The 23,787-nt window shown below is 61.8% G+C and carries 22 protein-coding genes; 15 read left to right on the forward strand and 7 right to left on the reverse strand.

The window, feature by feature from the left end; translation table 11 throughout:
* Positions 1 to 80: 80 nt before the first annotated feature.
* Entirely contained in the window at positions 81 to 713 is a 633-nt protein-coding gene (locus ANI01nite_RS00290; protein WP_141355242.1) for an AmiS/UreI family transporter, read from the forward strand.
* On the opposite strand, the gene ANI01nite_RS00295 is transcribed toward ANI01nite_RS00290, so the two are convergent.
* Complete coding sequence (locus ANI01nite_RS00295) at positions 710 to 2,392, reverse strand: ABC-F family ATP-binding cassette domain-containing protein (RefSeq protein ID WP_141355243.1); 1,683 nt, start codon at positions 2,390 to 2,392, stop codon at positions 710 to 712. The two genes, ANI01nite_RS00290 and ANI01nite_RS00295, sit on opposite strands and share 4 nt — an antisense overlap.
* A gap of 70 nt (positions 2,393 to 2,462) precedes the next feature.
* Between ANI01nite_RS00295 and ANI01nite_RS00300 the strand changes: the two genes are divergently transcribed.
* Positions 2,463 to 3,365 (forward strand): hypothetical protein, encoded by a 903-nt coding sequence (locus ANI01nite_RS00300; RefSeq protein WP_141355244.1) that lies wholly within the window; start codon positions 2,463 to 2,465, stop codon positions 3,363 to 3,365.
* Positions 3,366 to 3,516: 151 nt separating this feature from the next.
* Complete coding sequence (locus tag ANI01nite_RS00305; protein WP_141355245.1) at positions 3,517 to 6,069, forward strand: choice-of-anchor I domain-containing protein; 2,553 nt, start codon at positions 3,517 to 3,519, stop codon at positions 6,067 to 6,069.
* A 67-nt stretch (positions 6,070 to 6,136) separates the two neighbouring features.
* Here the strand turns inward: ANI01nite_RS00305 and ANI01nite_RS00310 are convergent, their stop codons facing one another.
* A complete protein-coding gene (locus tag ANI01nite_RS00310) occupies positions 6,137 to 6,484 on the reverse strand; it encodes a hypothetical protein (RefSeq protein ID WP_038991245.1) in 348 nt (115 codons plus the stop codon).
* A 116-nt stretch (positions 6,485 to 6,600) separates the two neighbouring features.
* Positions 6,601 to 7,383, reverse strand: coding sequence for a TspO-related membrane protein (locus ANI01nite_RS00315; RefSeq protein ID WP_141355246.1), 783 nt, complete (start codon positions 7,381 to 7,383; stop codon positions 6,601 to 6,603).
* A 59-nt stretch (positions 7,384 to 7,442) separates the two neighbouring features.
* On the opposite strand from ANI01nite_RS00315, the gene ANI01nite_RS00320 reads away from it, so the two are divergent.
* The gene (locus ANI01nite_RS00320; protein WP_141355247.1) at positions 7,443 to 8,504 is read left to right on the forward strand and encodes a PLP-dependent cysteine synthase family protein; all 1,062 of its coding nucleotides are present in this window, start codon (positions 7,443 to 7,445) and stop codon (positions 8,502 to 8,504) included.
* On the opposite strand, the gene ANI01nite_RS00325 is transcribed toward ANI01nite_RS00320, so the two are convergent.
* Positions 8,501 to 8,857: a cupin domain-containing protein gene (locus tag ANI01nite_RS00325; protein ID WP_038991241.1), complete on the reverse strand. Its 357-nt coding sequence runs from the start codon at positions 8,855 to 8,857 to the stop codon at positions 8,501 to 8,503. The two genes, ANI01nite_RS00320 and ANI01nite_RS00325, sit on opposite strands and share 4 nt — an antisense overlap.
* Positions 8,858 to 8,976: 119 nt before the next feature.
* Between ANI01nite_RS00325 and ANI01nite_RS00330 the strand changes: the two genes are divergently transcribed.
* The 9 genes from ANI01nite_RS00330 to ANI01nite_RS00370 all read left to right on the forward strand — a co-directional run bounded on the left by ANI01nite_RS00330 (position 8,977) and on the right by ANI01nite_RS00370 (position 19,701).
* Positions 8,977 to 9,738, forward strand: a complete 762-nt coding sequence (locus ANI01nite_RS00330) for a YggS family pyridoxal phosphate-dependent enzyme (protein ID WP_141355248.1) — start codon at positions 8,977 to 8,979, stop codon at positions 9,736 to 9,738.
* Positions 9,739 to 9,898: 160 nt separating this feature from the next.
* Positions 9,899 to 11,623, forward strand: a complete 1,725-nt coding sequence (gene poxB / locus ANI01nite_RS00335) for a ubiquinone-dependent pyruvate dehydrogenase (RefSeq protein ID WP_141355249.1) — start codon at positions 9,899 to 9,901, stop codon at positions 11,621 to 11,623.
* 74 nt (positions 11,624 to 11,697) lie between these two features.
* Positions 11,698 to 12,435, forward strand: coding sequence for a YggS family pyridoxal phosphate-dependent enzyme (locus ANI01nite_RS00340; RefSeq protein ID WP_141355250.1), 738 nt, complete (start codon positions 11,698 to 11,700; stop codon positions 12,433 to 12,435).
* Between the two features lie 512 nt (positions 12,436 to 12,947).
* Positions 12,948 to 13,178, forward strand: a complete 231-nt coding sequence (gene nrdH, locus ANI01nite_RS00345) for a glutaredoxin-like protein NrdH (protein ID WP_013349130.1) — start codon at positions 12,948 to 12,950, stop codon at positions 13,176 to 13,178.
* 43 nt (positions 13,179 to 13,221) lie between these two features.
* Positions 13,222 to 13,707, forward strand: a complete 486-nt coding sequence (gene nrdI, locus ANI01nite_RS00350) for a class Ib ribonucleoside-diphosphate reductase assembly flavoprotein NrdI (RefSeq protein WP_073706167.1) — start codon at positions 13,222 to 13,224, stop codon at positions 13,705 to 13,707.
* Positions 13,704 to 15,842: a class 1b ribonucleoside-diphosphate reductase subunit alpha gene (gene nrdE / locus ANI01nite_RS00355; protein WP_141355251.1), complete on the forward strand. Its 2,139-nt coding sequence runs from the start codon at positions 13,704 to 13,706 to the stop codon at positions 15,840 to 15,842. Before nrdI ends, nrdE begins: the two co-directional genes overlap by 4 nt.
* Before the next feature lie 214 nt (positions 15,843 to 16,056).
* On the forward strand, positions 16,057 to 17,031 hold the full coding sequence (gene nrdF, locus ANI01nite_RS00360; RefSeq protein ID WP_038991231.1) for a class 1b ribonucleoside-diphosphate reductase subunit beta: 975 nt from the start codon (positions 16,057 to 16,059) through the stop codon (positions 17,029 to 17,031).
* A 132-nt stretch (positions 17,032 to 17,163) separates the two neighbouring features.
* Positions 17,164 to 18,435 (forward strand): MFS transporter, encoded by a 1,272-nt coding sequence (locus ANI01nite_RS00365; protein WP_141355252.1) that lies wholly within the window; start codon positions 17,164 to 17,166, stop codon positions 18,433 to 18,435.
* 51 nt (positions 18,436 to 18,486) lie between these two features.
* Positions 18,487 to 19,701 carry an FAD-dependent oxidoreductase gene (locus tag ANI01nite_RS00370; RefSeq protein ID WP_141355253.1) on the forward strand — a complete coding sequence of 405 codons (1,215 nt, stop codon included), beginning with the start codon at positions 18,487 to 18,489 and terminating at the stop codon, positions 19,699 to 19,701.
* A 68-nt stretch (positions 19,702 to 19,769) separates the two neighbouring features.
* Here the strand turns inward: ANI01nite_RS00370 and ANI01nite_RS00375 are convergent, their stop codons facing one another.
* Both ANI01nite_RS00375 and ANI01nite_RS00380 read right to left on the reverse strand, forming a co-directional pair.
* Positions 19,770 to 19,973, reverse strand: a complete 204-nt coding sequence (locus ANI01nite_RS00375; protein ID WP_013349123.1) for a cold-shock protein — start codon at positions 19,971 to 19,973, stop codon at positions 19,770 to 19,772.
* Between the two features lie 678 nt (positions 19,974 to 20,651).
* Positions 20,652 to 21,587: an NAD(P)/FAD-dependent oxidoreductase gene (locus ANI01nite_RS00380; protein ID WP_141355254.1), complete on the reverse strand. Its 936-nt coding sequence runs from the start codon at positions 21,585 to 21,587 to the stop codon at positions 20,652 to 20,654.
* Positions 21,588 to 21,662: 75 nt separating this feature from the next.
* Here ANI01nite_RS00380 and ANI01nite_RS00385 point away from each other — a divergent pair, with 75 nt between their 5' ends.
* A complete protein-coding gene (locus ANI01nite_RS00385; protein WP_038991224.1) occupies positions 21,663 to 22,238 on the forward strand; it encodes a helix-turn-helix domain-containing protein in 576 nt (191 codons plus the stop codon).
* A gap of 72 nt (positions 22,239 to 22,310) precedes the next feature.
* Positions 22,311 to 23,129, forward strand: a complete 819-nt coding sequence (locus tag ANI01nite_RS00390; protein ID WP_141355255.1) for a thioesterase family protein — start codon at positions 22,311 to 22,313, stop codon at positions 23,127 to 23,129.
* Here the strand turns inward: ANI01nite_RS00390 and ANI01nite_RS00395 are convergent.
* Complete coding sequence (locus ANI01nite_RS00395; protein WP_141355256.1) at positions 23,126 to 23,740, reverse strand: uridine kinase family protein; 615 nt, start codon at positions 23,738 to 23,740, stop codon at positions 23,126 to 23,128. The two genes, ANI01nite_RS00390 and ANI01nite_RS00395, sit on opposite strands and share 4 nt — an antisense overlap.
* Between the last annotated feature and the right edge of the window lie 47 nt (positions 23,741 to 23,787).

The raw sequence follows: 23,787 nt of genomic DNA on the forward strand, positions 1-23,787 counted from the left end.
TGAAACTGTCGTTAGCGGCAGGACACGGGTCCGGTTCCCGGATCCGCATCCGGGGGTGAGCCGCGCGAGTGGAGGAATCAATGGCCCACGTCGGGCTGGTCTTCGTAGGCCTGATCTTGTTCATCAACGGGCTGGTGTCCCTGGGCCGAATTCCGGCCCATTCGGCCGCAGTGCTCAACCTCATGGTGGGCGGCGTGCAAATCCTGCTGCCTACGCTGATCATGGTCCAGGCCGGCAGCGACACCCTGATGGTCAATGGCGCCTGGCCGAGCTACCTGTTCGGAATGACCTATCTTCTGGTGGGCCTGAATACGCTCTGCGGCTTCGATACCGGCGCCTTCGGCTGGTTCAGCGCCTTCGTGGCAATGATCGCCGTGTACAAGGCGGTGATGTCCCTGAGCACGGATCCCATCTTCGCGGTGATTTGGCTGTCGTGGGCGCTGATGTGGCTGTGCCTGTTCCTGCAGCATGCGCTGGGGGTGCAACGGCTAGGTGGCATCGAGCTGCAGCGCTTCGCCGGCTGGCTGCTGGTCAGCGCCGGAATCCCGTCCAGCACGGTGCCGGCGCTGTTCGCCCAGAACGGGATCTGGACGACCGCCCCGGCTGCCGGCCTTGCGGCGTTGGCGGCTCTGGCGGTGTCACTGGGCTTCAGCGCCTGGCAGGGGCTTCGCTCGGACAGAACGCTGGAGGCGCGCCAGAACCTCGCGGCCTAGCGGTCGCGCTGCACCCGGGCCTCGTCCCACACCGGCGTGTCGGACTCGTAGACCTTGCCGTCGGAGCCGAAGACCAGGAAGCGGTCGAAGCCACGGGCGAACCAGCGGTCGTGGGTGACTGCCAGGACGGTGCCCTCGAACGCGTCGATGGCGCGTTCCAGCGCCTCGCCCGAATGCAGGTCCAGGTTGTCGGTGGGCTCATCGAGCAGCAGCAGCGTCGCCCCGGAGAGTTGCAGCAGCAGGATCTGGAAGCGCGCCTGCTGGCCGCCGGAGAGCGAGTCGAATTTCTGCTCCGACTGCCCGGCCAGGCCGTAGCCATCCAGCGCGCCGGCGGCCGCCTCGCGCGGCAGGCCCGAGCGGTGCTCGTCGCCGCGGTGCAGGATCTCCAGCAGCGTGCGGCCGAACAGGTCCGGGCGCGAATGGGTCTGCGCGAAGTAGCCGGGGCGGATGCGCGCCCCGAGCTTCACGGTGCCGGCGTGTTCCACCGGCTCGATGACCACGTCGGAGACCGGCAGGTGCTCGCGCTCCGGGTCGGTGCCGCCGGAGGCCAGCAGACGCAGGAAGTGCGATTTGCCCGAGCCGTTGGATCCCAGGATGCCGACGCGGTCGCCGAACCAGATCTCGGTATTGAAGGGCTTCATGAGGTTGGCCAGCTCAAGCTTCTCGGCGACGATCGCGCGCTTGGCGGTGCGACCGCCCTTCAGCCGCATCTGCACGTTCTGCTCCAGCGGGATGGCCTGCGGCGGGCCGGCTTCCAGGAACTTCTCCAGCCGGGTGGTGGCCGCCTGGTAGCGGTTGGCCATGTCGGAGCGGAACGCGGCCTTGGTCTTGTACATGTTCACCAGCTCCTTGAGCTTGGCATGCTCCTCGTCCCAGCGCTTGCGCAGCTCCTCGAAGCGCTCGTTGCGCTCCTTGCGGGCGTCCACATAGGAACCGAACGCCCCGCCGTGCACCCAGGCGGTCGCCCCGCCATGGCCCGGCTCCAGGGTGACGATGCGGGTAGCGGCGTTGTTCAGCAGCTCGCGATCGTGGCTGATGAACAGCACGGTCTTGTTGGAGCGGGACATCGTCTCCTCCAGCCAGCGCTTGCCCGGCACGTCCAGGTAGTTGTCCGGCTCGTCCAGCAGCAGCAGCTCGTCGTTGCCCTCGAACAGTGCTTCGAGCACCAGGCGCTTTTGCTCGCCGCCGGACAGGGTGCGCGCCAGCCGGTCCCCGGCCTTGTCGAAGCCGACGCCCAAGGCGGCCATGCAGACCTTGTCCCAGGTGGTTTCCAGCTCGTAGCCGCCGGCGTCGCCCCATTCGATGATCGCCTCGGCGTAGCGCATGTGGACTTTCTCGTCCTCGCTGGTGAGCATCTTCGCCTCGTACTCGGCGACCTTGGCGGCGGCCTGGGCCAGCGCCGGGGCGGCGGTGGACAGCAGCAGGTCCTTCACCGTCGACTCGTCGCGCACCTGCCCGACGAACTGGCGCATGATGCCCAGGGTGCCGGTGCGGTTGATGGAGCCTTCGTCCGCCGTCAGATCTCCTGCGATGATCTTGAACAGGGTGGTCTTGCCGGTGCCGTTGGGTCCGATCAGCGCGGTCTTGGAACCGGCGGTGACTTTGAAGGCCACCCCGCCCAGCAGCGCGGTGCCGTCGGAAAGGAAATACTGGATGTCTGTTACGTCGATATGGGCCACCTGGCAATCCTATCGGGCTTTGGCCGGTTCGTTCCCGCCGCGGCAACCCGCGCTGGGCTAGCGTAGTGCCATGCAGATCGAATTGGACATCTCCGGCGCGCTTCATGCCTGCTGCCATCCGGGCTTCGCAGTGGGCGAGAAGGTCCGCTGGGAGGTCGCTCGGCTGCGCTACCCGGATGGCACCGTGGCCTGCGAGCTGAATGACCACGACACGTTCAGCGAATCCGGGGTGCCGGTGAGTCCGGTGCACGGCATAGTGGCGGACATCCACTACATCGACCACCACTACGAGCCGGCCATCGGCGATCCCGGAGTGCTGCAGCCCTCCGGGGAACCGGCCAGGATCACCCCGACCACCAGCGTCCCTGCGGGCACTGACTTCAATCACGATCTCATCCACGTCACCCTGGAACTTCTCGACCCAAACCAGCTGCCGCAGATCTGCGACTGGGATCCGCAATTGGGCTGCCCGTCGGATCCCTCAGCGCGCGAAGACTCCGCTCGCGCGCAGTTCGAGCTCAGCAGCGCAAGCGTCCACTTGCGTGAACTCGCTGAGGAACTGGCGAAGCGCTACGGCCACTTGGCCCAGGTGCGCTCCGATGGCCTAGGCCAGATCTCGATGCTGCCGCGGGCCGCCGGCGCCGCCGAAGTGCACTGGCGGCTGGATTTCAGCGATGTCCCCACGCTGCTGGTGCTCACCGTGGCCGGCGCCGAGTGGACCTGGCCAGCTGATGCGGCATCGATCGGGCAGCTGGCGCAGATCGTGGAAGCGGTCGCCGCCGGGCGCCTTGAAGAACAGCGGCAGGCAACCGGCGCCAGCATGGTCCTTGCGATGAGCATCGAGCTGGCCGATGGCACCACACTGATCCAGCGCGACACGGTCCACGGATTCGGTGGGCAGGATGCTTTTGCGGTTATCAGTCCCTTGGGCGACCGGTTGGCCCGAACTGGCGAGTTCACGCCCTGGGCCTAGCGGCCGCCTGCCTGCTGGATCAGTTGCGTCGAAAGCGACGTCCAGCTGACACCCGGGCGTCACCTGGTGTTCGCCTGCCGGCCTCAAAGGCTTGCGAATCTTGGGAGGTCATCTCAAGCAAACGCCAAGCAATTTTCGGGGGACTACCGACGTGAATCGAACCGCACAGAGGTCAGCGGGCATCCTTGCCGCGCTGGCATTAGGGGCCGCGGGCCTCGCACCGCTGGCACTGGCCGCAGGGGCCAACGCGGAGAGCGGAAGCTATTTCGAGCGCACCGCCACCTACCCGGTGCACCAGAACCATCCCGAGGGCGCCGCGGCGCAGACCGCCGCGGAAATCTCCACCGTCTCGGCCGATGGGCAGACGCTGATCTACACCGACGCGCTCTCGCGCCAGATCGGCTTCGTCGACATTTCCGACGCCGCGAAGCCGGTGGGCCTGGGCACCCTGCCGCTGCACCAGCTGGGCAGCGCCCAGGACGAGCCGACCAGCGTCGCCGCCTTCGGCGAGTACGTGATGGTGGTCGTCAACACCTCCACCAGCTACAGCGATCCCTCGGGCCGCGTGGACGTGGTGCGCATTGCCGACCGCACGCTGGTGCACAGCATCGCGTTGCCGGGCCAGCCCGATTCCATTGCGCTGTCCGCCGACGGCGCCTATGCGGCGATCGCCATCGAGAACGAACGCGACGAGGATGCCGGCGACGGAGGGCTGCCGCAGGCCCCTGCCGGTTCGGTGGCGATCCTCGACACGGTGGGCGAGTCCCCGGCGGACTGGTCTCTGCGCGAGGTGCCGCTGGCCGGCGGAACGCGCGAGAACCCCGAAGCGCTGGATGAGCTAGCGCAGGCAGGGCTGGACACCCCGCAGGATCCGGAACCCGAATACGTGAGCATCAACGCGCGCAACCAGGCGGCGGTCTCTCTCCAGGAAAACAACGGCATCGTGCTGATCGACCTGCCGAGCGGCACCATCACCAAGGCCTTCAGCGCCGGCACCGTGGACCTGGACGGAATCGACACCGACGAGGACGGAAAACTCGACCCGGCAGGCTCGCTGCTGGGGGTGCCACGCGAACCGGATGCCATTGGCTGGATCCAGGACCGCTACCTGGCCACCGCGAACGAGGGCGACTGGAAGGGCGGCAGCCGCGGTTTCACCGTCTTCGATTCGAGCACCGGCGAACCGGTGTGGGATGCGGGAAACAGCTTCGAGCATCTCGCGCTGTCCCAGGGGCTGTTCCCCGAAAGCCGGGCAGGGAAGAAGGGCACCGAACCGGAGGGCCTGGCCATCGGCGAATACCAGGGCACCGACTACGCCTTCGTCGCCTCCGAACGCGGGAACTTCGTTGCGGTCTACGATATGACCGACCCGCGCGCGCCGAAGTACCTGCAGACCCTGCCCACCACCAACGGGCCGGAAGGCATCCTGCCGATCCCGGGCCGCGAGCTGCTCGCCGTCTCCTCGGAAACCGACGAGGCCGAGAACGGGGTGCGTTCGGCGCTGAACCTGTTCAGCTTCGGTGCCGCCGCACCGCAATTCCCGCAGCTGTCCTCCGATCCGCACGTTCCGGTGCCGTTCGGCGCGCTCAGCGGGCTGTCGGCCAACCCGGCCGATGCCTCGCAGCTCTTCGCAGTCAGCGACAACGCGTACCAGCCGCGCATCTACACCCTGGAAGCCGGCACCCCGGCCACCGTCGAATCCTCGATGGAGGTCACCGAGGCCAGTGTCGAACTGGACCTGGAAGGCCTTGCCGCCCGCGCCGACGGCGGATTCTGGGCAGCCCATGAAGGGGAAAGCGGGGCGGAGAACCTGCTGGTGCGCATCGACGCGGAAGGCGTGGTGCAGGAGGAGATCGCGCTGCCTGAATTGGCGGAGCTGGGCAAGCACGGGCTGGAAGGCATCGCCGCCACCGGCTCAGGCGAAAAGGAAGAAGTGGTGTTCGCGGTGCAGCGCGATCTGCCCGGAGAGGATTACGTCCGCCTGGGCAAGTACCTGCCGGCCATCGGCGAATTCAGCTGGTACGGTTACCAGCTGGAAGCGGCCGCGGACGGCGCCTGGAACGGCTTGTCGGAAATCACCGCCCTGCCCGATGGCTCCTACGCGGTGATCGAGCGTGATAATCAAGCGGGGCCTGACGCCGCGCACAAGAAGATCTACCAGGTGCGGCTTCCGGACGCTGCGGCCGGGGAGATGCCGCTGGTGCAGAAGACGCTGGCGGCCGATGTGCTGCCGGCGCTGCAGGAAACCAGCGGATGGACCCAGGAGAAGCTCGAGGGCCTGGCCGTTGCCGATGGCGAGGTCTACGTGGTGACCGACAACGATGCGGTGGAGGACGCCACCGGCGAGACCGTGTTCGCGCACCTGGGTACGGCCGATAAGGTGTTCGACCTGGCCGGCCCGGAATCGAGCACGGAACCGAGCGACGAGCCAAGCCAGCAGCCGGGCGAGCAGCCAAGCGAGGAACAGAGCGAAGCTCCGGTCACGGAACCAACGGCGAGCCCTTCGCAGTCCCCGCAGCGGGAATCCGGACAGCCCCAGGCGCCTACGGATGCGCCGCAGCAGTCGCGGCCAGCCGAGCCTGAAGCCGGAGAAAACCTCGCCGACACCGGCGCCAACAGCTTCTGGCTGATCCCGGTGGGCGCGGTGATCGCGTTGCTCGGCGCGGCGGCGGCGATCAAGAGCTCACGGGCCCGCGCCAAGTAGCCGGCGGGTCCCCGGGCACAGCGAAGGCGTGGCACCTGCACGGGTGCCACGCCTTCGCGGATTAAAGCTAGTTCTTCTTCTGCGAGATCACGACCGCTGCCACGGCGGCGATGACCAGCGAGATGAGCAGGAACTTGCCGCCCTTGCCGGACTTCTTCTCCGGGGCGGAAAGGCTCTTCTGGGCCGCCTGCACGGCGTTCTCCACGGAGGCGCGGGCCCGCTTGGCGGCCTTGGAGTTCCCACCGACATTTTCGATCAGGTTTGCGCCGGCCTTGCTGATGGCATCGGTGTTGACGCCGGCGACGGCCTCGTTCCAGCTGCCGCGGATTTCCTTGGGCAGCTCTTCCTTGGCGGTCTTGGCGAGTTTCGCCAGCGACTTCTCAACTTGCTTCAAGCTCTTGGCAGTTTTCGACATGTTGTTCCTCTCTGGTGGACCTGGAGTCGGGTAGACCTTGAGGTCTCGGTTCCAGCCTAGCCAGCCGGAGGTTGGCGCTCAAGGATGCGCCATTGCGCTCACTGCGAACTGGGAACTTACTGGGAGGGCCGGCGCAGCGCGCGGATCCGGGTGCGCAGTGCGCTGAACAGGCACAGCAGCATCAGGATCGCGGCGACCGAGAGCACCGTCGCGAACCCCGGCGAGGTGGACTGCCCGGTATAGCGGTCGGCGATGATCCAGCCGATCACCCACAGCGCACCGGCGTTCAGGTAGATCCCCATCGGGTTCTTGAAGCTGACCGCGCTGAGGAACAGCGCCAGCAGCAGCACCGCGAGCGCGCAGGCTCCCTTGAACATCAGCGAGCCGGCGTCCGCGCCGGAGTGCGCGGTGACGGCGACGGCTTCGGCCAGCACGATCACCGAGAGCCACCCGGCGAACAGGCCGAAGCTGGCGCGGGTGATCCACCGGTCCACCTGCCGCAGCGCCACGGTCCTGCCGACCATCACCACAATGCGGACCAGCAGGGCCAGCAGGAGCAGGCCGAAAGCCAGCGAGGCGCCGATGCGGTCGCGCTCCAGGAACGCCACCCACAGCGCGTTGCACAGCACCGCGCCGAGCACCCAGGGCCGCAGCCGGTGGTGCAGCCCGGTGCGTTCTTGCGGCAGGCACTGCCAGATCGCGTAGAACGCCACGGCGGCCATCAGCCCGAACCAGGGCAGCTGCCCGATGCGCGGAACGGAGGCGACGGTGGCATCCTGGCCCAGCCAGCCGCCGGCGAGATCTTCCAGCCCGGCGGCCGAAAGCACCGCCCATGCCGCCCAGCCCAAGCCGAGCAGGATGGCGGCCGCATAGCCCACGGTAACCAGCCTTGTCTTCACGAATCCGAACGTACCACGGCCCGGGGACCAAAATGGTTCGCCACGGCTAGAGTGGAAGCATGACTGAGCCTTGGGTACGACGTGCCATTTCCCTGCTCGACGCTGACGCGAACCGCAGCGCCGACACCCACCTGCATCGCTTCGAGCTCCCCGGCCACTGGGGGATCGAGCTCTACCTGAAGGACGAGTCGGTGCACCCCACCGGCTCGCTCAAGCACCGGCTGGCCCGCTCGCTGATCCTCTACGGGCTGGTCAACGGGAAGATCTCCGAAGGCACCACGCTGGTGGAAGCCTCCAGCGGGTCCACCGCGGTCTCCGAAGCCTATTTCGCGCGGATGCTGGGGCTGGAATTCATCGCGGTGGTGCCCAGGTCCACCAGCGCGGAGAAGATCGAGCTCATCGAGTTCTACGGCGGCCGCTGCCATCTGGTGGACGCGGCCGGAGACGTCGACGCGGCGGCCCGCGAGCTGGCCGCCGGCACCGGCGGCTACTACCTGGACCAGTTCACCTATGCCGAGCGGGCCACCGACTGGCGCGGGAACAACAACATTGCCGAGTCGGTGTACGCGCAGATGGCTGCCGAAGCGCATCCGATTCCCAGCTGGATCGTCGTCGGCGCCGGGACCGGCGGCACCAGCGCCACGTTCGGGCGCTATGCGCGCTACAAGCGGCATGAGACCCGGATCTGCGTGGGCGACCCGGAAGGCTCGTCGTTCTATGAGGGCTGGCGCACCGGGGACCTGGGCTACGCCACGGGCCGCGGATCGCGCATCGAGGGGATCGGCCGGCCCAGCGTGGAGCCGAGCTTCGTCCCCGGGGTGATCGACCGCATGGTGCAGGTGCCCGACGCCGCCTCGCTGGCCGCCATGCACTTCCTGCGCGCCAAGACCCGCTATTTCGCCGGCGGTTCCACCGGAACCAACCTCTACGCGGCCTTTATGATCATCGCGCAGATGCTGCAGCGCGGCGAGCAGGGCTCGGTGGTGACGCTGATCTGCGACTCCGGCGAGCGCTACGCGAAGACCTACTACAACCCCGACTGGGTGGCAGGGCAGGGCCTGGACCTGGCGCCCTATCAAGCGCAGCTCGAGCGCTTCCTCGAAACGGGAGCCTGGGACTAGCTGCGCAGGCTGGGCATCAGCCCGGCCTTGTGCTTGCGCTGGTGCACCGAGAAGTAGCCCAAGCCGGCGTCGCCTGCCACGAACTGCCGCTGGGAGCGGGCGGGCAGGTAGATGATGTCGCCGATGGCCAGCTCGATGGATCCGCTGGCGGTGCGCAGCACCCCGGAACCTGCAAAGACGTGCAGCAGCACGTCGAGCTCCGGGCCCTGGTGCTGCCCGATCTCCTCGCCCGGGGCCAGGGAGATGACGTTGGCGTCCAGGTCGCGCTGCTCGGGTTCCAGCTTCCAGATCGCTCCGTTGGATTTTCCGGCGGCCAGTTCGGTGGTGTTGGCCATGCGGCGCGGTTCGGGCATTGTCTCTCCTTGAAGTGCTGTGCTGCTGCTTCCAGCCTAGCCAATCCCGCAGGGCGCCGAGGCGGCGGCAGGTGCGGACGCAGGCGATTCGTGCCTAGGATGAGAGCCAAGGAGGGACGATGACTGAGAATCCAGCAGCGCGGCATGCGAGCACCCAAGCGGATTTCGCAGCGAACCTGGCCTCCATCCGCGCGCGGATTGCCGCGGCGGAGGCCAAGGCCGGTCGGGCGGCGGGCAGCGTGCGGCTGCTGCCGGTGACCAAGACCGTCCCGGTCGAACGGCTGCGCCTGGCGATCGCGGCCGGGGTTCACTGGCTGGGGGAGAACAAGGTGCAGGAAGCGTGGGAGAAATACCAGGAGCTGGCGGACCTGCCGCAGCTGAAGTACTCGGTGATCGGGCACCTGCAAACCAACAAGGCCAAGTACGTGGCCCGGTTCGCCGACGAGTTCCAGGCCCTGGATAATCTGCGCCAGGCACAGGCGTTGGAGCGCCGGCTGGAGATCGAGGACCGCACCCTTGAAGTGTTCATCCAGGTGAACACGTCGTCAGAAGAATCCAAGTTCGGGCTGGAACCTGGCCAGGCTCCGGAGTTCCTCAGGCAGTTGCAGGGCTTCGAGCGGCTGCAGGTTAAGGGATTGATGACCTTGGCGGTGTTCTCGCCACAGCAGGAACTGGTCCGCGCCTGCTTCCGGAAGCTGGTTGCCGTGCGCGAAGAGCTTCGCCAATTGAACCTGGGCAGCGTGGAAGAGCTGTCCATGGGGATGAGCGGGGACTTCGAGCTGGCCATTGCCGAAGGAGCCACGGTGGTGCGCGTGGGCCAGGGCCTATTCGGTGCACGGGCCTTGCCTGATTCGCACTATTGGCCAGGGTTCGCCGGCTAGTTTCCGGCGGCGTGGGAGGCCGGTCTGCGCTTGTTCGTCTTGTCACAGGCCGGTGTGCTGGGAAGAACTTGAAGTTGCGGCGTATGCCCATGACAGCAGCCGGTCGGCGCAGTAGGGTGAAGAGCAGACCCACTGGAACATTGTGTGCAGGAGGAATGTTTTGCCTACCGTAGCCGACCACCTGATTGAACAGCTCGATACCCAGGGAGTGCGCCGCATCTACGGCATCCCGGGCGATTCCCTGAACGGCTTGACCGATTCCCTGCGGGAGAACGGGCGGATCGAATGGGTCCACCACCGCCATGAGGAAGCCGCCGCCTTCGCGGCAGCGGCGGAGGCGGAAATCACCGGCGAGCTGACCGTCTGCGTCGGCTCGTGCGGACCGGGCAACCTGCACTTGATCAACGGGCTGTACGACGCGAACCGCTCGCGCGTCCCGGTACTGGCGATCGCCGCGCACATCCCTACCGGGGAGATCGGCTCCAACTATTTCCAGGAGACCCACCCGGTCGAAGTCTTCCGCGAATGCTCCGTCTATGCCGAACAGGTTTCCGATCCGAAGCAGATGCCCCGGATGCTGCGCATTGCGATGCGCGAGGCTATCGAGAAGCGAGGTGTGGCGGTGCTGGTGATTTCCGGCGATGTGGCGCTGGCGGAGATGGAACGCACGCCCACGCAGAAGATCATCAAGACCAATCCGCGGGTGCTGCCCAATGAAGAGGAGCTCGGGCGCGCCGCAGAGGTCCTCGAAAGCTCGCGCAAGGTCACCATTCTCGCCGGCGCAGGTGTGGCCGGCGCCCATGGAGAAGTGATCGAGCTGGCAGGAAAGCTCGCTGCGCCGATCGTGCATGCCATGCGCGGCAAGGAGCATATCGAATACGACAACCCGTACGATGTGGGCATGACCGGCCTGCTGGGCTTCGCTTCGGGTGCCAAGGCGATCGCCGAATGCGATGTGCTGCTGATGCTGGGCACCGATTTCCCCTACCAGCAGTTCTACCCGCAGGATGCGACCATCATCCAGGTGGATATCCGCGGCGAGCAGATCGGCAAGCGCACCCGGGTAGACATTCCGCTGGTGGGCACGGTGAAGGACACTGCCGCGGCGCTGGCGGCCGTGCTCCCGGTGCAGACCCACCGCAAGCACCTGGAGGCAGCGGTGGAGCACTACCGCAAGACCCGTACGAAGCTCGACGAGCTGGCGACGCCCTCCAAGGCCGGCGCCGCAATCCACCCGCAGTATTTGGCCCGGCTGATCGACCAGCACGCAGATGAAGATGCGATCTTCACCGCCGACGTGGCTTCCCCGGTGATCTGGGCGGCCCGCTACCTGTCGATGACCGGCAAGCGCCGGGTGCTCGGCTCCTTCAACCACGGTTCCATGGCCAACGCGCTGTGCCACGCCCTGGGCGCCCAGGCAATTGACCGGCAGCGCCAGGTGATCGCCTTCGCCGGGGATGGCGGATTGGCCATGATGCTCGGCGAACTGCTCACTGCCACGCAGAACAAGCTGCCGATCAAGATCGTGGTGTTCAACAACTCCTCGCTGAATTTCGTGGAACTGGAAATGAAGGCCGCCGGGTTCGTCACCTACGCCACCGATCTGCACAATCCCGACTTCGGGGCCGTGGCCACCGCCTCCGGGCTCAAGGGCTACCGGGTGGATGATTCGGCGCAGCTCGAAGCCACGGTGGAAGAATTCCTGGCTCATGACGGTCCGGCGCTGCTGGATGTGGCGACCGACCGCCAGGAGATGTCGATGCCGCCGGAAATCAAGCTGGAGCAGGCCAAGGGCTTTGCCTTGTATGCCCTGAGGACCGTGCTCTCCGGACGAGGCGACGAGCTGCTGGATCTGGCGAAAACCAACTGGCGCCAACTGTTCTAGCGGATTTGTGCCTATGCTTGTTGCTGGTGCCCTTGGCACCAGCAACACGTTTGTGACATCAGAAAGTTGGCGCTTTGGCTTCGCAATCTGCCGCTCTGCATGCGGCCACCATCGAGGATTTCACCCGCAACCTGGCAACTGTCAACCAGAAGATCGCCGTGGCGGCAACGGCTGCGGGCCGGGACGCCGGCTCGGTCCGGCTGCTTCCGGTGACCAAGACCATCGATACCGACCGCTTGGCCTTGGCGATCGCCGCCGGTGTGGACACGCTGGGGGAGAACAAGGTCCAAGAGGCGCAGGGCAAGTACGAGCATTTCTGCGAGAAGTTCCCGCACCTGCGCTATGCGATCATTGGTCCGCTGCAGACGAACAAGGCGAAGTTCGTGGCGAAGTTCGCTGATGAATTCCATGCGCTGGACTCGCTGAAACTCGCCGAGACCTTGCAACGCCGGCTGGAGCTCGAAGATCGGACGCTGGAGGTCTTCATCCAGGTCAATACCTCCGGGGAGGAAAGCAAATCCGGTATCCAGGCTGGTGAGGCAGCCGGGTTGCTTGCCGGTTTGGCGCCGCTGGACCGATTGAAGCCGGTGGGCCTGATGACCATGGCGGCGAATACCACCGATGAAGCATCCATCCGCGGCAGCTTCTCGCTGCTGCGCGAGACCCGTGACCAATTGCAGCAGGTTGCTCCTGACAGCTTCCAGCACCTGTCCATGGGCATGAGTGGCGACTACGAGCTGGCCATCGCTGAAGGAGCCACTGTTGTGCGCGTGGGCCAGGGAATCTTCGGTGCCCGCACCTATCCGGCCTAAAGAGCCCCTGAATCGTTTCTGGGCTTCGCGACCAGGGGCAGCCGATATTTCTTAGCTGCCCCTGTTTCGCGTTCTCCACATTCGGTCGTGCGACGCCCAAACTGTCGGTTCAGAGGCTGACACTACATGTAGGGGTGCACGATGTGCACCCGGAACTGGATAGGGGAAGCGAAACACGCCGACGAACATCTCACAGAAGAATTTTTAACCCACAATCGAGTTCTGCCAACCTGTGGACAAAGGACCCGGGTCCGCAAGAAATCGCGGTTTAAACGGGGGTTAATATCCACAGATCCTGTGGACGTCCTCGTGGATGAATGACATACTTGTAATACATCATGTTGTGGCCGCTTGACCGGCCAAACACAAGATGTAGTATTGAACCCGTTGGTGCGGCTCGCACCAGAAGCACCTCGAAGCAGTGGTTTCGAGGCATCCGAGAGGATGGCTAGGTACTTTCCGAGAATCCGGGAACCTAGCCGAAAATAGACTTTCCAAAGGGGATCAGGGACATGGCCATCACGGTTTACACGAAGCCTTCCTGCGTTCAGTGCAACGCTACTTACCGCGCGCTGGATAAGAAGGGTGTCGAGTACAACAAGGTAGACATCTCTCAGGATGCGGCAGCCTTGGAGCACGTTCGTGGCTTGGGCTACATGCAGGCACCTGTCGTAATCACCGATGACGATCACTGGTCGGGTTTCCGCCCAGACAAGATCGAGTTGCTGGCACCAGCCAACTAATTCAGAACTCCATCCGCTATCTTCTAGTGGAGGCGAAAAAATAATGGCACCTGCAGCACTTGCCGACAGGCAAAATGCTGAGGCCCAGGAACCGCTGGAATTCACCGATTCGAACCTGATTTACTTCTCATCGGTTTCGGAGAACACGAAGCGTTTCGTGGAGAAGCTCGAGATGGATGCCGCGAGGATTCCGGTCTACGCGACCGAACCGCAGCTCATCTCGACAGCCCCGTACGTGCTGCTCATACCCACTTATGGCGGAGAGCAAGGCAAGCGTTCAATCATGCCGCAGATCATGAAGTTCCTGCGGCATGATGTGAACCGGGCGAATCTTCGCGGCGTGATCGGTGCGGGGAATACAAACTTCGGCGAGTACTACTGCATTGCGGCCAAGCGCATTGCCGAGAAATGCAACGTACCCGTGCTTTATACATTCGAAATTATGGGAACCTCAGAAGACGTTCTCAACGTCAAAGAAGGGCTTGAAACCTTTTGGACACCAGCGTCGCAGAACCGGCAGCAACGATGAAGAGCTCAAAGGAGCTCCCAGCCCAGTTCCAGGGCTTGAGCTACAACGACTTGAACGCCATGCTGAACCTCTACGGTCCAGATGGAAAGATCCAGTTCGAGGTAGACCGCTATGCGGCTCGCCAGTATTTCTTGGATCACGTGAACAACAACACCGTGTTCTTCCACGATCTGGACGAGAAGCTTGAATACCTCGTCAAGCACGAGTACTACGAACGCGAAACCCTCGACCAGTACTCGATGAACTTCATCCGGGATCTGTTCAAGCACGCCTTCGGCAAGAAGTTCCGCTTCGAAACCTTCTTGGGCGCCTTCAAGTTCTACACTTCGTACACTTTGAAGACCTTCGACGGAAAGCGCTACCTGGAACGCTATGAAGACCGCGTCTGCATGGTGGCCCTGCACCTGGCACGCGGCGACGAGAAGCTGGCCCTGCATCTGGTCGACGAGATCATCGAAGGCCGCTTCCAGCCTGCTACCCCAACCTTCCTGAATGCCGGCAAGGCGCAGCGCGGCGAACTGGTCTCCTGCTTCCTGCTGCGCATCGAAGACAACATGGAGTCCATCGCCCGCGCGGTGAACTCGTCGCTGCAGCTGTCCAAGCGCGGCGGCGGTGTTGCCCTGTCGCTGACCAACCTGCGTGAGCATGGTGCCCCGATCAAGCAGATCGAGAACCAGTCTTCCGGTGTCATCCCGGTCATGAAGCTTCTTGAAGATTCCTTCTCCTACGCGAACCAGCTCGGTGCACGCCAGGGCGCCGGTGCCGTCTACTTGAACGCGCACCACCCGGATATCTACCGCTTCTTGGATACCAAGCGCGAAAACGCTGATGAGAAGATCCGTATCAAGACCCTGTCCCTGGGTGTTGTCATTCCGGATGTCACCTTCGAACTGGCGCGCAAGAACGAAGACATGTACCTGTTCAGCCCGTACGACGTCGAGCGCGTCTACGGCCAGCCGTTCAGCGAAATCTCCGTCACCGAGAAGTACTACGACATGGTCGACGATGCGCGCATCAAGAAGACCAAGATCAACGCCCGCGAGTTCTTCCAGACTCTGGCCGAGATCCAGTTCGAGTCCGGTTACCCGTACATCATGTTCGAGGACACCGTGAACAAGGCAAATCCAATTGCCGGCCGCATCACCATGTCCAACCTGTGCTCGGAAATCCTCCAGGTTTCTTCCGCTTCGGAATTCGCTGACGACTTGAGCTACAAGACCGTCGGCAAGGACATTTCCTGCAACCTCGGTTCGATGAACATCGCCAAGGCCATGGACGGCAAGGATCTGGCTACCTCGGTAGAGATCGCCATCCGTGCGCTGAGCGCCGTTTCGGACATGTCGGACATCGCTTCGGTTCCTTCGATTGCCGATGGCAACCGCAAGTCGCACGCCATTGGCCTGGGCCAGATGAACCTGCATGGCTTCCTCGCTCGCGAGCACATCTACTATGGCTCCGAAGAAGGCATCGACTTCACGAACATCTACTTCTACACGATCCTGTTCCACGCGCTGACTGCTTCGAACAAGATCGCGATGGAGCGCGGCGAGACCTTCGACAACTTCGAGAACTCGAAGTATGCCTCCGGCGAGTTCTTCGACAAGTACACCGAGCAGGAATGGGCACCAGCTACTGAGCGTGTCCGCGAACTGTTCGAGGGCATGCACATTCCTACCCAGGAAGACTGGAAGGCCCTGAAGGCTTCGGTTATGGAGCACGGCATCTACAACCAGAACCTCCAGGCAGTTCCTCCAACCGGTTCGATCTCGTACATCAACAACTCGACCTCCTCGATCCACCCGGTCGCAGCGAAGATCGAAATCCGCAAGGAAGGTAAGATCGGCCGCGTTTACTACCCGGCTCCTTACATGAACAACGAGAACATCGACTTCTACGAAGACGCTTACGAAATCGGCTACGAGAAGATCATTGACACCTACGCCGCTGCAACCCAGCACGTCGACCAGGGCTTGTCGCTGACCTTGTTCTTCAAGGACACCGTCACTACTCGTGACATCAACAAGGCCCAGATCTACGCATGGCGCAAGGGTATCAAGAGCCTGTACTACATCCGCCTGCGCCAGCTCGCGCTGGAAGGCACCGAGGTTGAAGGTTGCGTCTCCTGCGCACTGTAAAACCTTGAGCCATTGACCCGTTGGCCGGTCCATGGCATCACGCAACAGCTGCCGCAGGGCTCCGTCCAGCGGCAGCTGTTGCACATCAAAACCACTTCAGATCGTGTCAACGATCCGATATGAACTCTGGACCTTGCTGCACCGGCACCGTTCGAAAGAACTGTAGAGTTGTAGGCAAAGTTCTTAACACGATTTAGCTTTTCGATGAGGGGCAATGACCGAGAAGATTCAGCTCACCAACAAGGTTGAAGCAATCAACTGGAACCGTATCCAGGACGATAAGGACGTGGAGGTCTGGAACCGACTCGTCAATAACTTCTGGCTTCCGGAGAAGGTGCCGCTGTCCAACGACATCCAGTCGTGGGCCACCCTGACCGAAGACGAAAAGCTGCTGACCATGCGTGTCTTCACCGGCCTGACCCTACTGGACACCTTGCAGGGTACCGTAGGCGCCGTCTCGCTGATCCCGGATGCACTGACCCCGCACGAAGAAGCCGTGTACACCAACATTGCCTTCATGGAATCGGTGCACGCCAAGAGCTACTCCTCGATCTTCTCGACCCTGGCCTCCACCAAGGAAATCGATGAAGCCTTCCGCTGGTCCACCGAGAACGTGAACTTGCAGAAGAAGGCCCAGATCATCGAGAGCTACTACCACGGCGAAGATCCGCTCAAGCGCAAGATCGCTTCGACCCTGCTCGAATCGTTCCTGTTCTACTCGGGCTTCTACCTGCCAATGCACTGGTCCTCGCACGCGAAGCTGACCAACACTGCTGACTTGATCCGCTTGATCATCCGTGACGAAGCGGTCCACGGCTACTACATCGGCTACAAGTTCCAGAAGGGTCTGGAAGGTGCCAGCGAAGAACGCAAGCAGGAGCTGAAGGACTACACCTTCGAGCTGATGTACGAACTGTACGAAAATGAAGTCCAGTACACCCATGACCTCTACGATCCGGTAGGCCTGTCCGAGGACGTCAAGAAGTTCTTGCACTACAACGCCAACAAGGCTCTGATGAACTTGGGCTACGAGGCCATGTTCCCATCCACCGTGACCGACGTATCCCCAGCGATCTTGGCTGCGTTGAGCCCGAACGCTGATGAGAACCATGACTTCTTCTCCGGTTCCGGTTCCTCCTATGTCATCGGCAAGGCAGTAAATACCGAAGACGAGGACTGGGACTTCTAGTACCTGGCTTCTCCGACACTGGCCCCACCAATCTGGTGGGGCCGTTGTCATGAGCGGCGCTAAACGCAACGCACAGCGACAATTGTTAGATACTTGGAAAGTACGAGTTGCTATCAATGCGCGGGAGTCAATGTGCAGATCGAATCCACTTCGGATGAACAAAGTTCGTTGGACGACCAGCAAATTCAGCGGATTCGACGCAAATCCATTTCTGTCCTCGCCGCGGGGCAGATTCTTGGTGGCTTGGGCAGTGGCGCAACCCTGACCTTGGGGTCGCTGCTGATTGTGAATGTCTCCGGGCTCGATGAACTGGCCGGCATGGCGGCAACCATGAATACGCTGGGTGCCGCCGTCATGGCACTGCCGTTGGCGATGCTTGCTCAGAAATTCGGCCGGCGTGTTTCGCTGTCAACAGGTGCCTTGCTGGCGGCCAGCGGTGTCACCATCATCGTTGCCTCAGCATTCCTGAGATATTGGCCGCTGCTGCTGCTCGGCATGCTGGTTCTAGGAACCGGCTCGGCAATGAATCTCCAATCCCGATTCGCTGCCACGGATTTGTCCAGCAAATCCACTCGCGGCCGTGATCTCTCCGTCGTCGTATGGTCGACAACCATCGGCGCAGTCATTGGCCCCAACTTGTTCGAGCCTGGCGAAGAACTCGCTCAGTTCATAAGTCTCCCGCCGTTTACCGGAGGCTTTCTCATTGCCATGTGCGCGCAACTGATCGGCGTGCTCGTTTACTGGGTGGGCTTGCGTCCCGACCCTTTGCAGATCGCACAGCAACGAGCTGCTGTCCACACGCAAAAGGCTCAGCTTCGCCGCCGAGGCTGGAACATCCTGAAAAACACTCCGGCAGCTCGACGTGCGGTGCTCACCGTGGCTTTGACCCACCTCTATATGGTGTCCATGATGTCAATGACGCCAATCCACATGCAGCATCAAGGGGCAAATCTGACGCTCATCGGCATCACGATTTCTATTCATGTTGCCGGGATGTACGCGTTGTCGCCGGTATTCGGCTGGCTCACGGACAAGGCAGGGGCGCGGACGATCATCTTCGCAGGGCAAGCATTGCTGATCACGGCAAGCATACTCGTGTGGATCGATTCAGAGAGCCACACCGTGACAACGTTGGCTTTGCTGAGCCTGGGACTCGGCTGGTCTGCGGCCACAGTGGCCGGGGCAACGATGATTTCCGGGGCGGTTGGTATTTCAGAACGTCCACAACTGCAGGGCACCTCGGATCTCTGCATGAATCTTGCCGGTGTGCTTGGAGGGCTTAGCGCTGGCCCGGTCCTGGGAGCCGTCGGGTTCCAAGGGCTGGCCGTTGTGCTGTTGATCTTCGCGATGCTCATGATTGCTGTGAATTTGAAGGCAAACAGCTCGGATGCTGTCTACGATTAGCGGATAGTGCCAAGCTGGAAGCTGGTTACTTCACACGGAAGGTACGGGCTCATGGCAGAAGGTACACGGTGCGTCATTGTTGGGGGAGGGCCGGCCGGAATGGTGGCCGGTTTGCTGCTTGCCCGCAGTGGTGTGCCAGTAACGGTTCTGGAGAAGCACGCAGATTTCCTCAGGGATTTTCGTGGCGACACCATCCACCCCTCAACGCTGCAGTTGCTTGATGAAATCGGGCTGATAAGCGAGTTCGAAAAGATCAATTTCAGCAAGGTTGCTCAAGCGAGCATCCCCGCCAGGGACGGCTCGCCAGCTACAGTTCTCGACCTGTCGCGGTTGAAGCATCCATTTCCGTTCATCGCCATGGCGCCGCAGTGGGATTTCCTCAACTTGTTGGCTCGTGCAGGTGAAGCCGAACCGAATTTCGAGCTGAGGATGAGTACCTCGGTAACTGACGTTGTCACCGAAGGAGGCCGCATAATTGGCATCAAATATGAAGACTCGGCCGGCGACGGTGAAATGCGTGCATTGCTCACTATTGCGGCAGACGGCAGGTGGTCCCGTGTCAGAGAAGCAGCCGCACTGCCGATGAGGGAATTCTCCGTACCGATTGATGTGTGGTGGTTCAAGATTCCAAGCACAGTGGATCGAAAGAACGAACTGACTCCAGCATTTGCCAAGGATCGCTCTTTTGTCCTGATTCCGCGCGAGGGATACGTGCAGGCAGCCATGCTTTTGCCGAAGGGGCACGATGCCCGTCTACGGGCAGAAGGCGTCCAGTCATGGAGGAAGTCAATCATCCAGGCCGCTCCCGAGCTGGCAGACGGCGTACAAAGTTTGGCCCTTGATGATGCGAAGCTTCTGGACGTCAAGCTAAATCGCGCGAAACAGTGGTGGCGGAGGGGTCTGCTGTGCATTGGGGATTCTGCCCATGCCATGAGTCCAGTTGGGGGAATCGGCATCAACTTGGCCGTACAGGATGCTGTAGCAGCGGCACGGATCTTGGCGCGGCCTCTTCGGGAGGGGACGATTTCTGATCATGATGTGGCAGCAGTACAGCGCCGCCGAACCGTCCCGACAGTTGCTACACAGATGGTTCAACGAGTTATGCATCGTGGGCTGACCCGCGTCATGCAGGCCAGCGGCGAATTCCGGGTGCCGTTGCCGATAGCTTCCGCTTTTCGCTTGTTCCCGAAGCTCACGACATTGCCAGCTCGTCTGCTTGGTGTAGGTGTTCTTCGCGAACGCCCTCCGGTCGAAGCCTGCCGGTAGAAAAAGGTTAAAACCAGCAAAGGTGCAGTTCCATCCTTGCGGGGAACTGCACCTTTGAAGAAAGTCTCTTAGCGAGCCTGGATGTTGGTAGCCTGTGGGCCCTTTGGACCAGCTTCCAGGGTGTACTCAACGGTCTGGCCCTCTTCGAGGCTACGGAAACCGAAGCTCTGGATTGCGCTGTAGTGTGCGAAGACGTCAGCCGATCCATCCGAAGGAGCGATGAAGCCGAAGCCCTTTTCAGCGTTGAACCATTTTACGGTGCCAGTGGCCATAGTGTTATTTCCTTATTTATTGATGGCCACGATGTGGCCTGGTTGCCGATCCGAAGTTTCGAATCGGAAAATTTAGGGGTTACCTCGCGCAGAGCTGCCGAGAACGATTCGCCTGCCGTCGATACAGAGCATCGAATACTGATTTTGCCGGTATCGGCCAAAAACGGGGGTCGCTGCACATGCTTAGAACATCATCGGCTTCCAGGCTGCTAACGGGTAATGACCCCACGCTAACGGAGTAGAACAAGGAAGCCACAGAAAAGTGACGCACGGAGACGTCGAGATGTTTTATCTGCAGTGAAGAAGAGAAGATGAAGAATTCGTTTCGATAGGAGTTCATTCGATCTGAGGATCGATGAACCGATTTGCAAAGCACAGACGATTTGTTGGCTGTGCTACAAATCCTACTGCTAACAATTGCTGGCGGGGACTCACACCTGCAACCGTTGAGGTAACGAATAAAGCCTACCATTGATCGCCGGCCGGTGGGGCGTGACGTGTGATACGTGGGTAATCTGCCGAGGAAAATCACGCCATCGGAGTTCACGACTTGTCGATTGACTAGTACGTTAGCAAGATGTAATTCTCTGCAGAATTGATGAGCATTATTCTCGCGCCCATCGGGTGGCCGCAGCACGGCCCCCTGGAAATTAGTGCGCCAGGGGGCAGGGGCAGCAGCTACGGTTTCGCTGGCGCTGGGGCCTTAGCCAACCGACTGCCCAGCAGATCAGCATTGATGGCAGCTCCTGCGACCGTTCCAGATGCTGCCGCGGCCATGACCATCGCTCCCAGGTTACTGGCGTTTCCCGCGGCGTATACTCCGGGCAGAGCGGTAGCGCCCATTTCATTGACTTGGATGAAGGTGCCAAACGGATTTTCGGCAAGCTGCCCGCCGAGCGACAGGTAAAGCGAGGCTTGCGCGTTCATCTGGCTTGCCACCACCAGTGCCTGCGCGTTGACCTTTCGGCCGTCTGCAAGGGTCACTGAATCCAGATTTCCCTGAGCATCGAAATCGATCGCTTGCACTGATTGCTCGATGACCGGTATTTCCAAGGCGGCAAGTGTTGCGCGATTCTCGTCGTTCAACGCGGCCGGGGTGTGGTTGATGAAAGTGATGCTAGGGCTTAGCTGGCTGAACATCATCGCTTGATGGGTGCTCATGGGCCCGATACCGAGAACCAGGATTTCTTGGTCGCGGACTTCCCAGCCATGGCAGTAAGCGCAGTGGACCGCGGTATCGCCCCATGCGCGGGCCAGGCCTGGAATCGGAGGCAAGTCATCGACCAGACCCGTCGCCAGCACGATGCGGTCTGCGCTGAATGCTTGGCCGGACATCGTGACGCTGAAACCGGTCTCCATCGAACCGCCGAGCTGGTCGACTGCGCCTTCGATAATTTGCACTCCGTAGTTCATGGCCTCCTGCCGTCCGCGGGACAAGAAGTCAAGGGGATTGATGCCTTCGTTTCCCAGGATGTTATGCGCATGCTGCGCTGCAGCGTTTCGCGGCTTTCCTTCATCGATAACCAGCACAGTGCGCCGCGAACGGCCTAGCGCGATGGCGGCCGCGAGTCCCGCACTGCCGCCGCCGATGACGATTGCTTCGTAATGTTCCATGTCCCTCTCCTTGCTGCGTTCGGTGTACTGTCCACGGTATCGACGAATTGCGCGAAAGGGTGTACCCTTTTGCGCATGACGCAAGAAATCGATGTGGATCAGATTATCCGGCAACGCATCAGGACGCTTCGGCAGAATCTCGGATGGTCATTGGAATCATTGGCGAGCAAGGCATCCCTCAGCGTTTCCACGCTCAGCAGGATCGAAACAGGAAGCCGTCGTATTGCCCTTGACCAGCTGATACCCATAGCCAAGGCGCTGAACACCAGTTTGGACGAGCTCGCGTCAACCTCTGAGGCCGAGATCATTATCCGCCCGGAGCCGATTTCGATGCCGGGGGTCACCATGTGGAAGCTGTCCACCGATGACGCGGTGAACGGTGTCAATGTTTCGAAAATGCGCTTCGATCCTTCGCAGGCGCCCGCTCCCACCGAGCTGCGCATCCATCCGGGCAAGGAATGGTTCACAGTGCTCCTCGGCGAGATCCAGCTGAAGCTGGGGGATCGAACCTACCATGTGAAGGCAGGTCAATCCGCCCAGTTCGACACCATGACTCCTCATGCGATGTGGGCGGTCAATGGTGTTGCCGAGGTGCTCGGAATCATGGATCATGCCGGCCAGCGAGCCCATGAGCACGACACAGCCGGCTAGTTTAGTGAATTCAATTACTCTTGGATAGCCTGAGGGCAGAGTATTGAACACCGCGATGCCAGGAGGGCAACGATGACGCACCAGCTCAACGAAGAGCTAGAACAGACCCTAGCTGATGGCGATTTCTATTTTGAAGCTCTTGGCGATGGGCGCTATCGCTCGTCATGGCATTCCCAGGGTGCGTGGAATCCGCATGAGCAGCATATGGCTCCCGCCTCGGGAATCTTGGCTTATGCCTTGGAAAATTTCCAGCCACGCGCAGACATGCGCATCGCACGGATCAGCTACGAAATCCACGGTCTGATCCATGCCGGGGAATTCGAGATCTCAACGCGAATGGTCCGTCCCGGCCGGACGATCGAATTGATTGAGGCCGAGATGACTGCCAAGGGCCGCACCAGCATCGTAGCGCGCGCCTGGCGAGTCATCCAGAGCGACACCAGTGCTGTAGCAGGGATCGAAGACAAGGAAATCCCGGGTCCAGATGCCTGCTCGGTCCGGGACATCAGCGAGAAATGGCCTGGTGGCTACATCAAATCCATCGAGATGCGTGCCAATGATGAACTGCGCCCAGGTCGGGGCTTCGCATGGCTGCGTACTCCTTATGCGCTGGTCGACACGGGAGACGCTACTGTGTTATCCAGCCTGGTGGGAATGATCGACACGGCAAACGGCGTGGTGCCACGTGTGGATCCGGGTGAAGGGACCTGGATCTACCCGAACGTGGATCTCCAGATCCACATGTACCGCATGCCGGTAGGCGAGTGGCTGGGGCTGGATGTCCAGCAGAGCTACGGCACCGACGGCATCGGACTGACCTCAACGGTTTTGCACGATGAAACTGGCCCTTTCGGCCGGGCCGAGCAGATCCTGACGGTCCGTTCGCGCTAGTTCGATGCGCCGGCTGAAAGCTTGGCCAGCAGCTTCTTGAGCTCTGGCTTGGACTTCAGCGTGAACTGCCGCTGGCGGTACTTTTCCCGGTCTGCGCTGTGGGCCTGGAAAAGTGCATAGCCGCGCTTGACCAGGAATAAGATCGGCTTCCGGCGCTGTGCCACGTCGCGAACGAATCTCCGAAGAGCGGTGACCAAGGCCGGTTCGTCGACATAGTACGCCTGGACATTGAGGCCCTTGGCACGCAGCGGCTCAAGGATTTCGTAGAGGAAGATGCCTTCGGCGACGATCGGTCCTCCGGCGCACGTGATTTCGCGATGCCCGTTGTAGCTCGAGGTTGCGATTGAGTAGTTGGGGACCATGGTGGTACCGCGCTGGAGCAAATCATCGATTGCCTGCAGCGCGGCTTCCTGATTCCAGGTAGCCGAATCGTCCCAGTCGATTTCGCCGTAGCCGGTGCGGGGGAACTCAACAGGATTCCCGTCTTCACTGATCTGGCGGTAGAACTCGTCCAGCGGCAGATGAGGCTGGCCGAATTTCGACGCGAGATAGGACTTGCCGGATCCGGACGGCCCGGCAATCAGGATGACAGGGGTTGAAGAATTTGGCACGCCTTTTATTATGGCCCAGAAATGCCGGCCTTCGGCAACCAGCTGCT

This window comes from Glutamicibacter nicotianae (genome assembly GCF_006539525.1).
In the GTDB taxonomy this organism is placed as follows: domain Bacteria; phylum Actinomycetota; class Actinomycetes; order Actinomycetales; family Micrococcaceae; genus Glutamicibacter; species Glutamicibacter nicotianae.

Coding starts and splice junctions, on each gene's coding strand:
- ANI01nite_RS00290 (WP_141355242.1), top strand. CDS start 81: ATGGCCCACGTCGGGCTGGTCTTCGTAGGCCTGATCTTGTTCATCAAC.
- ANI01nite_RS00300 (WP_141355244.1), top strand. CDS start 2,463: ATGCAGATCGAATTGGACATCTCCGGCGCGCTTCATGCCTGCTGCCAT.
- ANI01nite_RS00310 (WP_038991245.1), bottom strand. CDS start 6,484: ATGTCGAAAACTGCCAAGAGCTTGAAGCAAGTTGAGAAGTCGCTGGCG.
- ANI01nite_RS00320 (WP_141355247.1), top strand. CDS start 7,443: ATGACTGAGCCTTGGGTACGACGTGCCATTTCCCTGCTCGACGCTGAC.
- ANI01nite_RS00325 (WP_038991241.1), bottom strand. CDS start 8,857: ATGCCCGAACCGCGCCGCATGGCCAACACCACCGAACTGGCCGCCGGA.
- ANI01nite_RS00330 (WP_141355248.1), top strand. CDS start 8,977: ATGACTGAGAATCCAGCAGCGCGGCATGCGAGCACCCAAGCGGATTTC.
- nrdH (WP_013349130.1), top strand. CDS start 12,948: ATGGCCATCACGGTTTACACGAAGCCTTCCTGCGTTCAGTGCAACGCT.
- nrdI (WP_073706167.1), top strand. CDS start 13,222: ATGGCACCTGCAGCACTTGCCGACAGGCAAAATGCTGAGGCCCAGGAA.
- nrdE (WP_141355251.1), top strand. CDS start 13,704: ATGAAGAGCTCAAAGGAGCTCCCAGCCCAGTTCCAGGGCTTGAGCTAC.
- nrdF (WP_038991231.1), top strand. CDS start 16,057: ATGACCGAGAAGATTCAGCTCACCAACAAGGTTGAAGCAATCAACTGG.
- ANI01nite_RS00370 (WP_141355253.1), top strand. CDS start 18,487: ATGGCAGAAGGTACACGGTGCGTCATTGTTGGGGGAGGGCCGGCCGGA.
- ANI01nite_RS00375 (WP_013349123.1), bottom strand. CDS start 19,973: ATGGCCACTGGCACCGTAAAATGGTTCAACGCTGAAAAGGGCTTCGGC.
- ANI01nite_RS00380 (WP_141355254.1), bottom strand. CDS start 21,587: ATGGAACATTACGAAGCAATCGTCATCGGCGGCGGCAGTGCGGGACTC.
- ANI01nite_RS00385 (WP_038991224.1), top strand. CDS start 21,663: ATGACGCAAGAAATCGATGTGGATCAGATTATCCGGCAACGCATCAGG.
- ANI01nite_RS00390 (WP_141355255.1), top strand. CDS start 22,311: ATGACGCACCAGCTCAACGAAGAGCTAGAACAGACCCTAGCTGATGGC.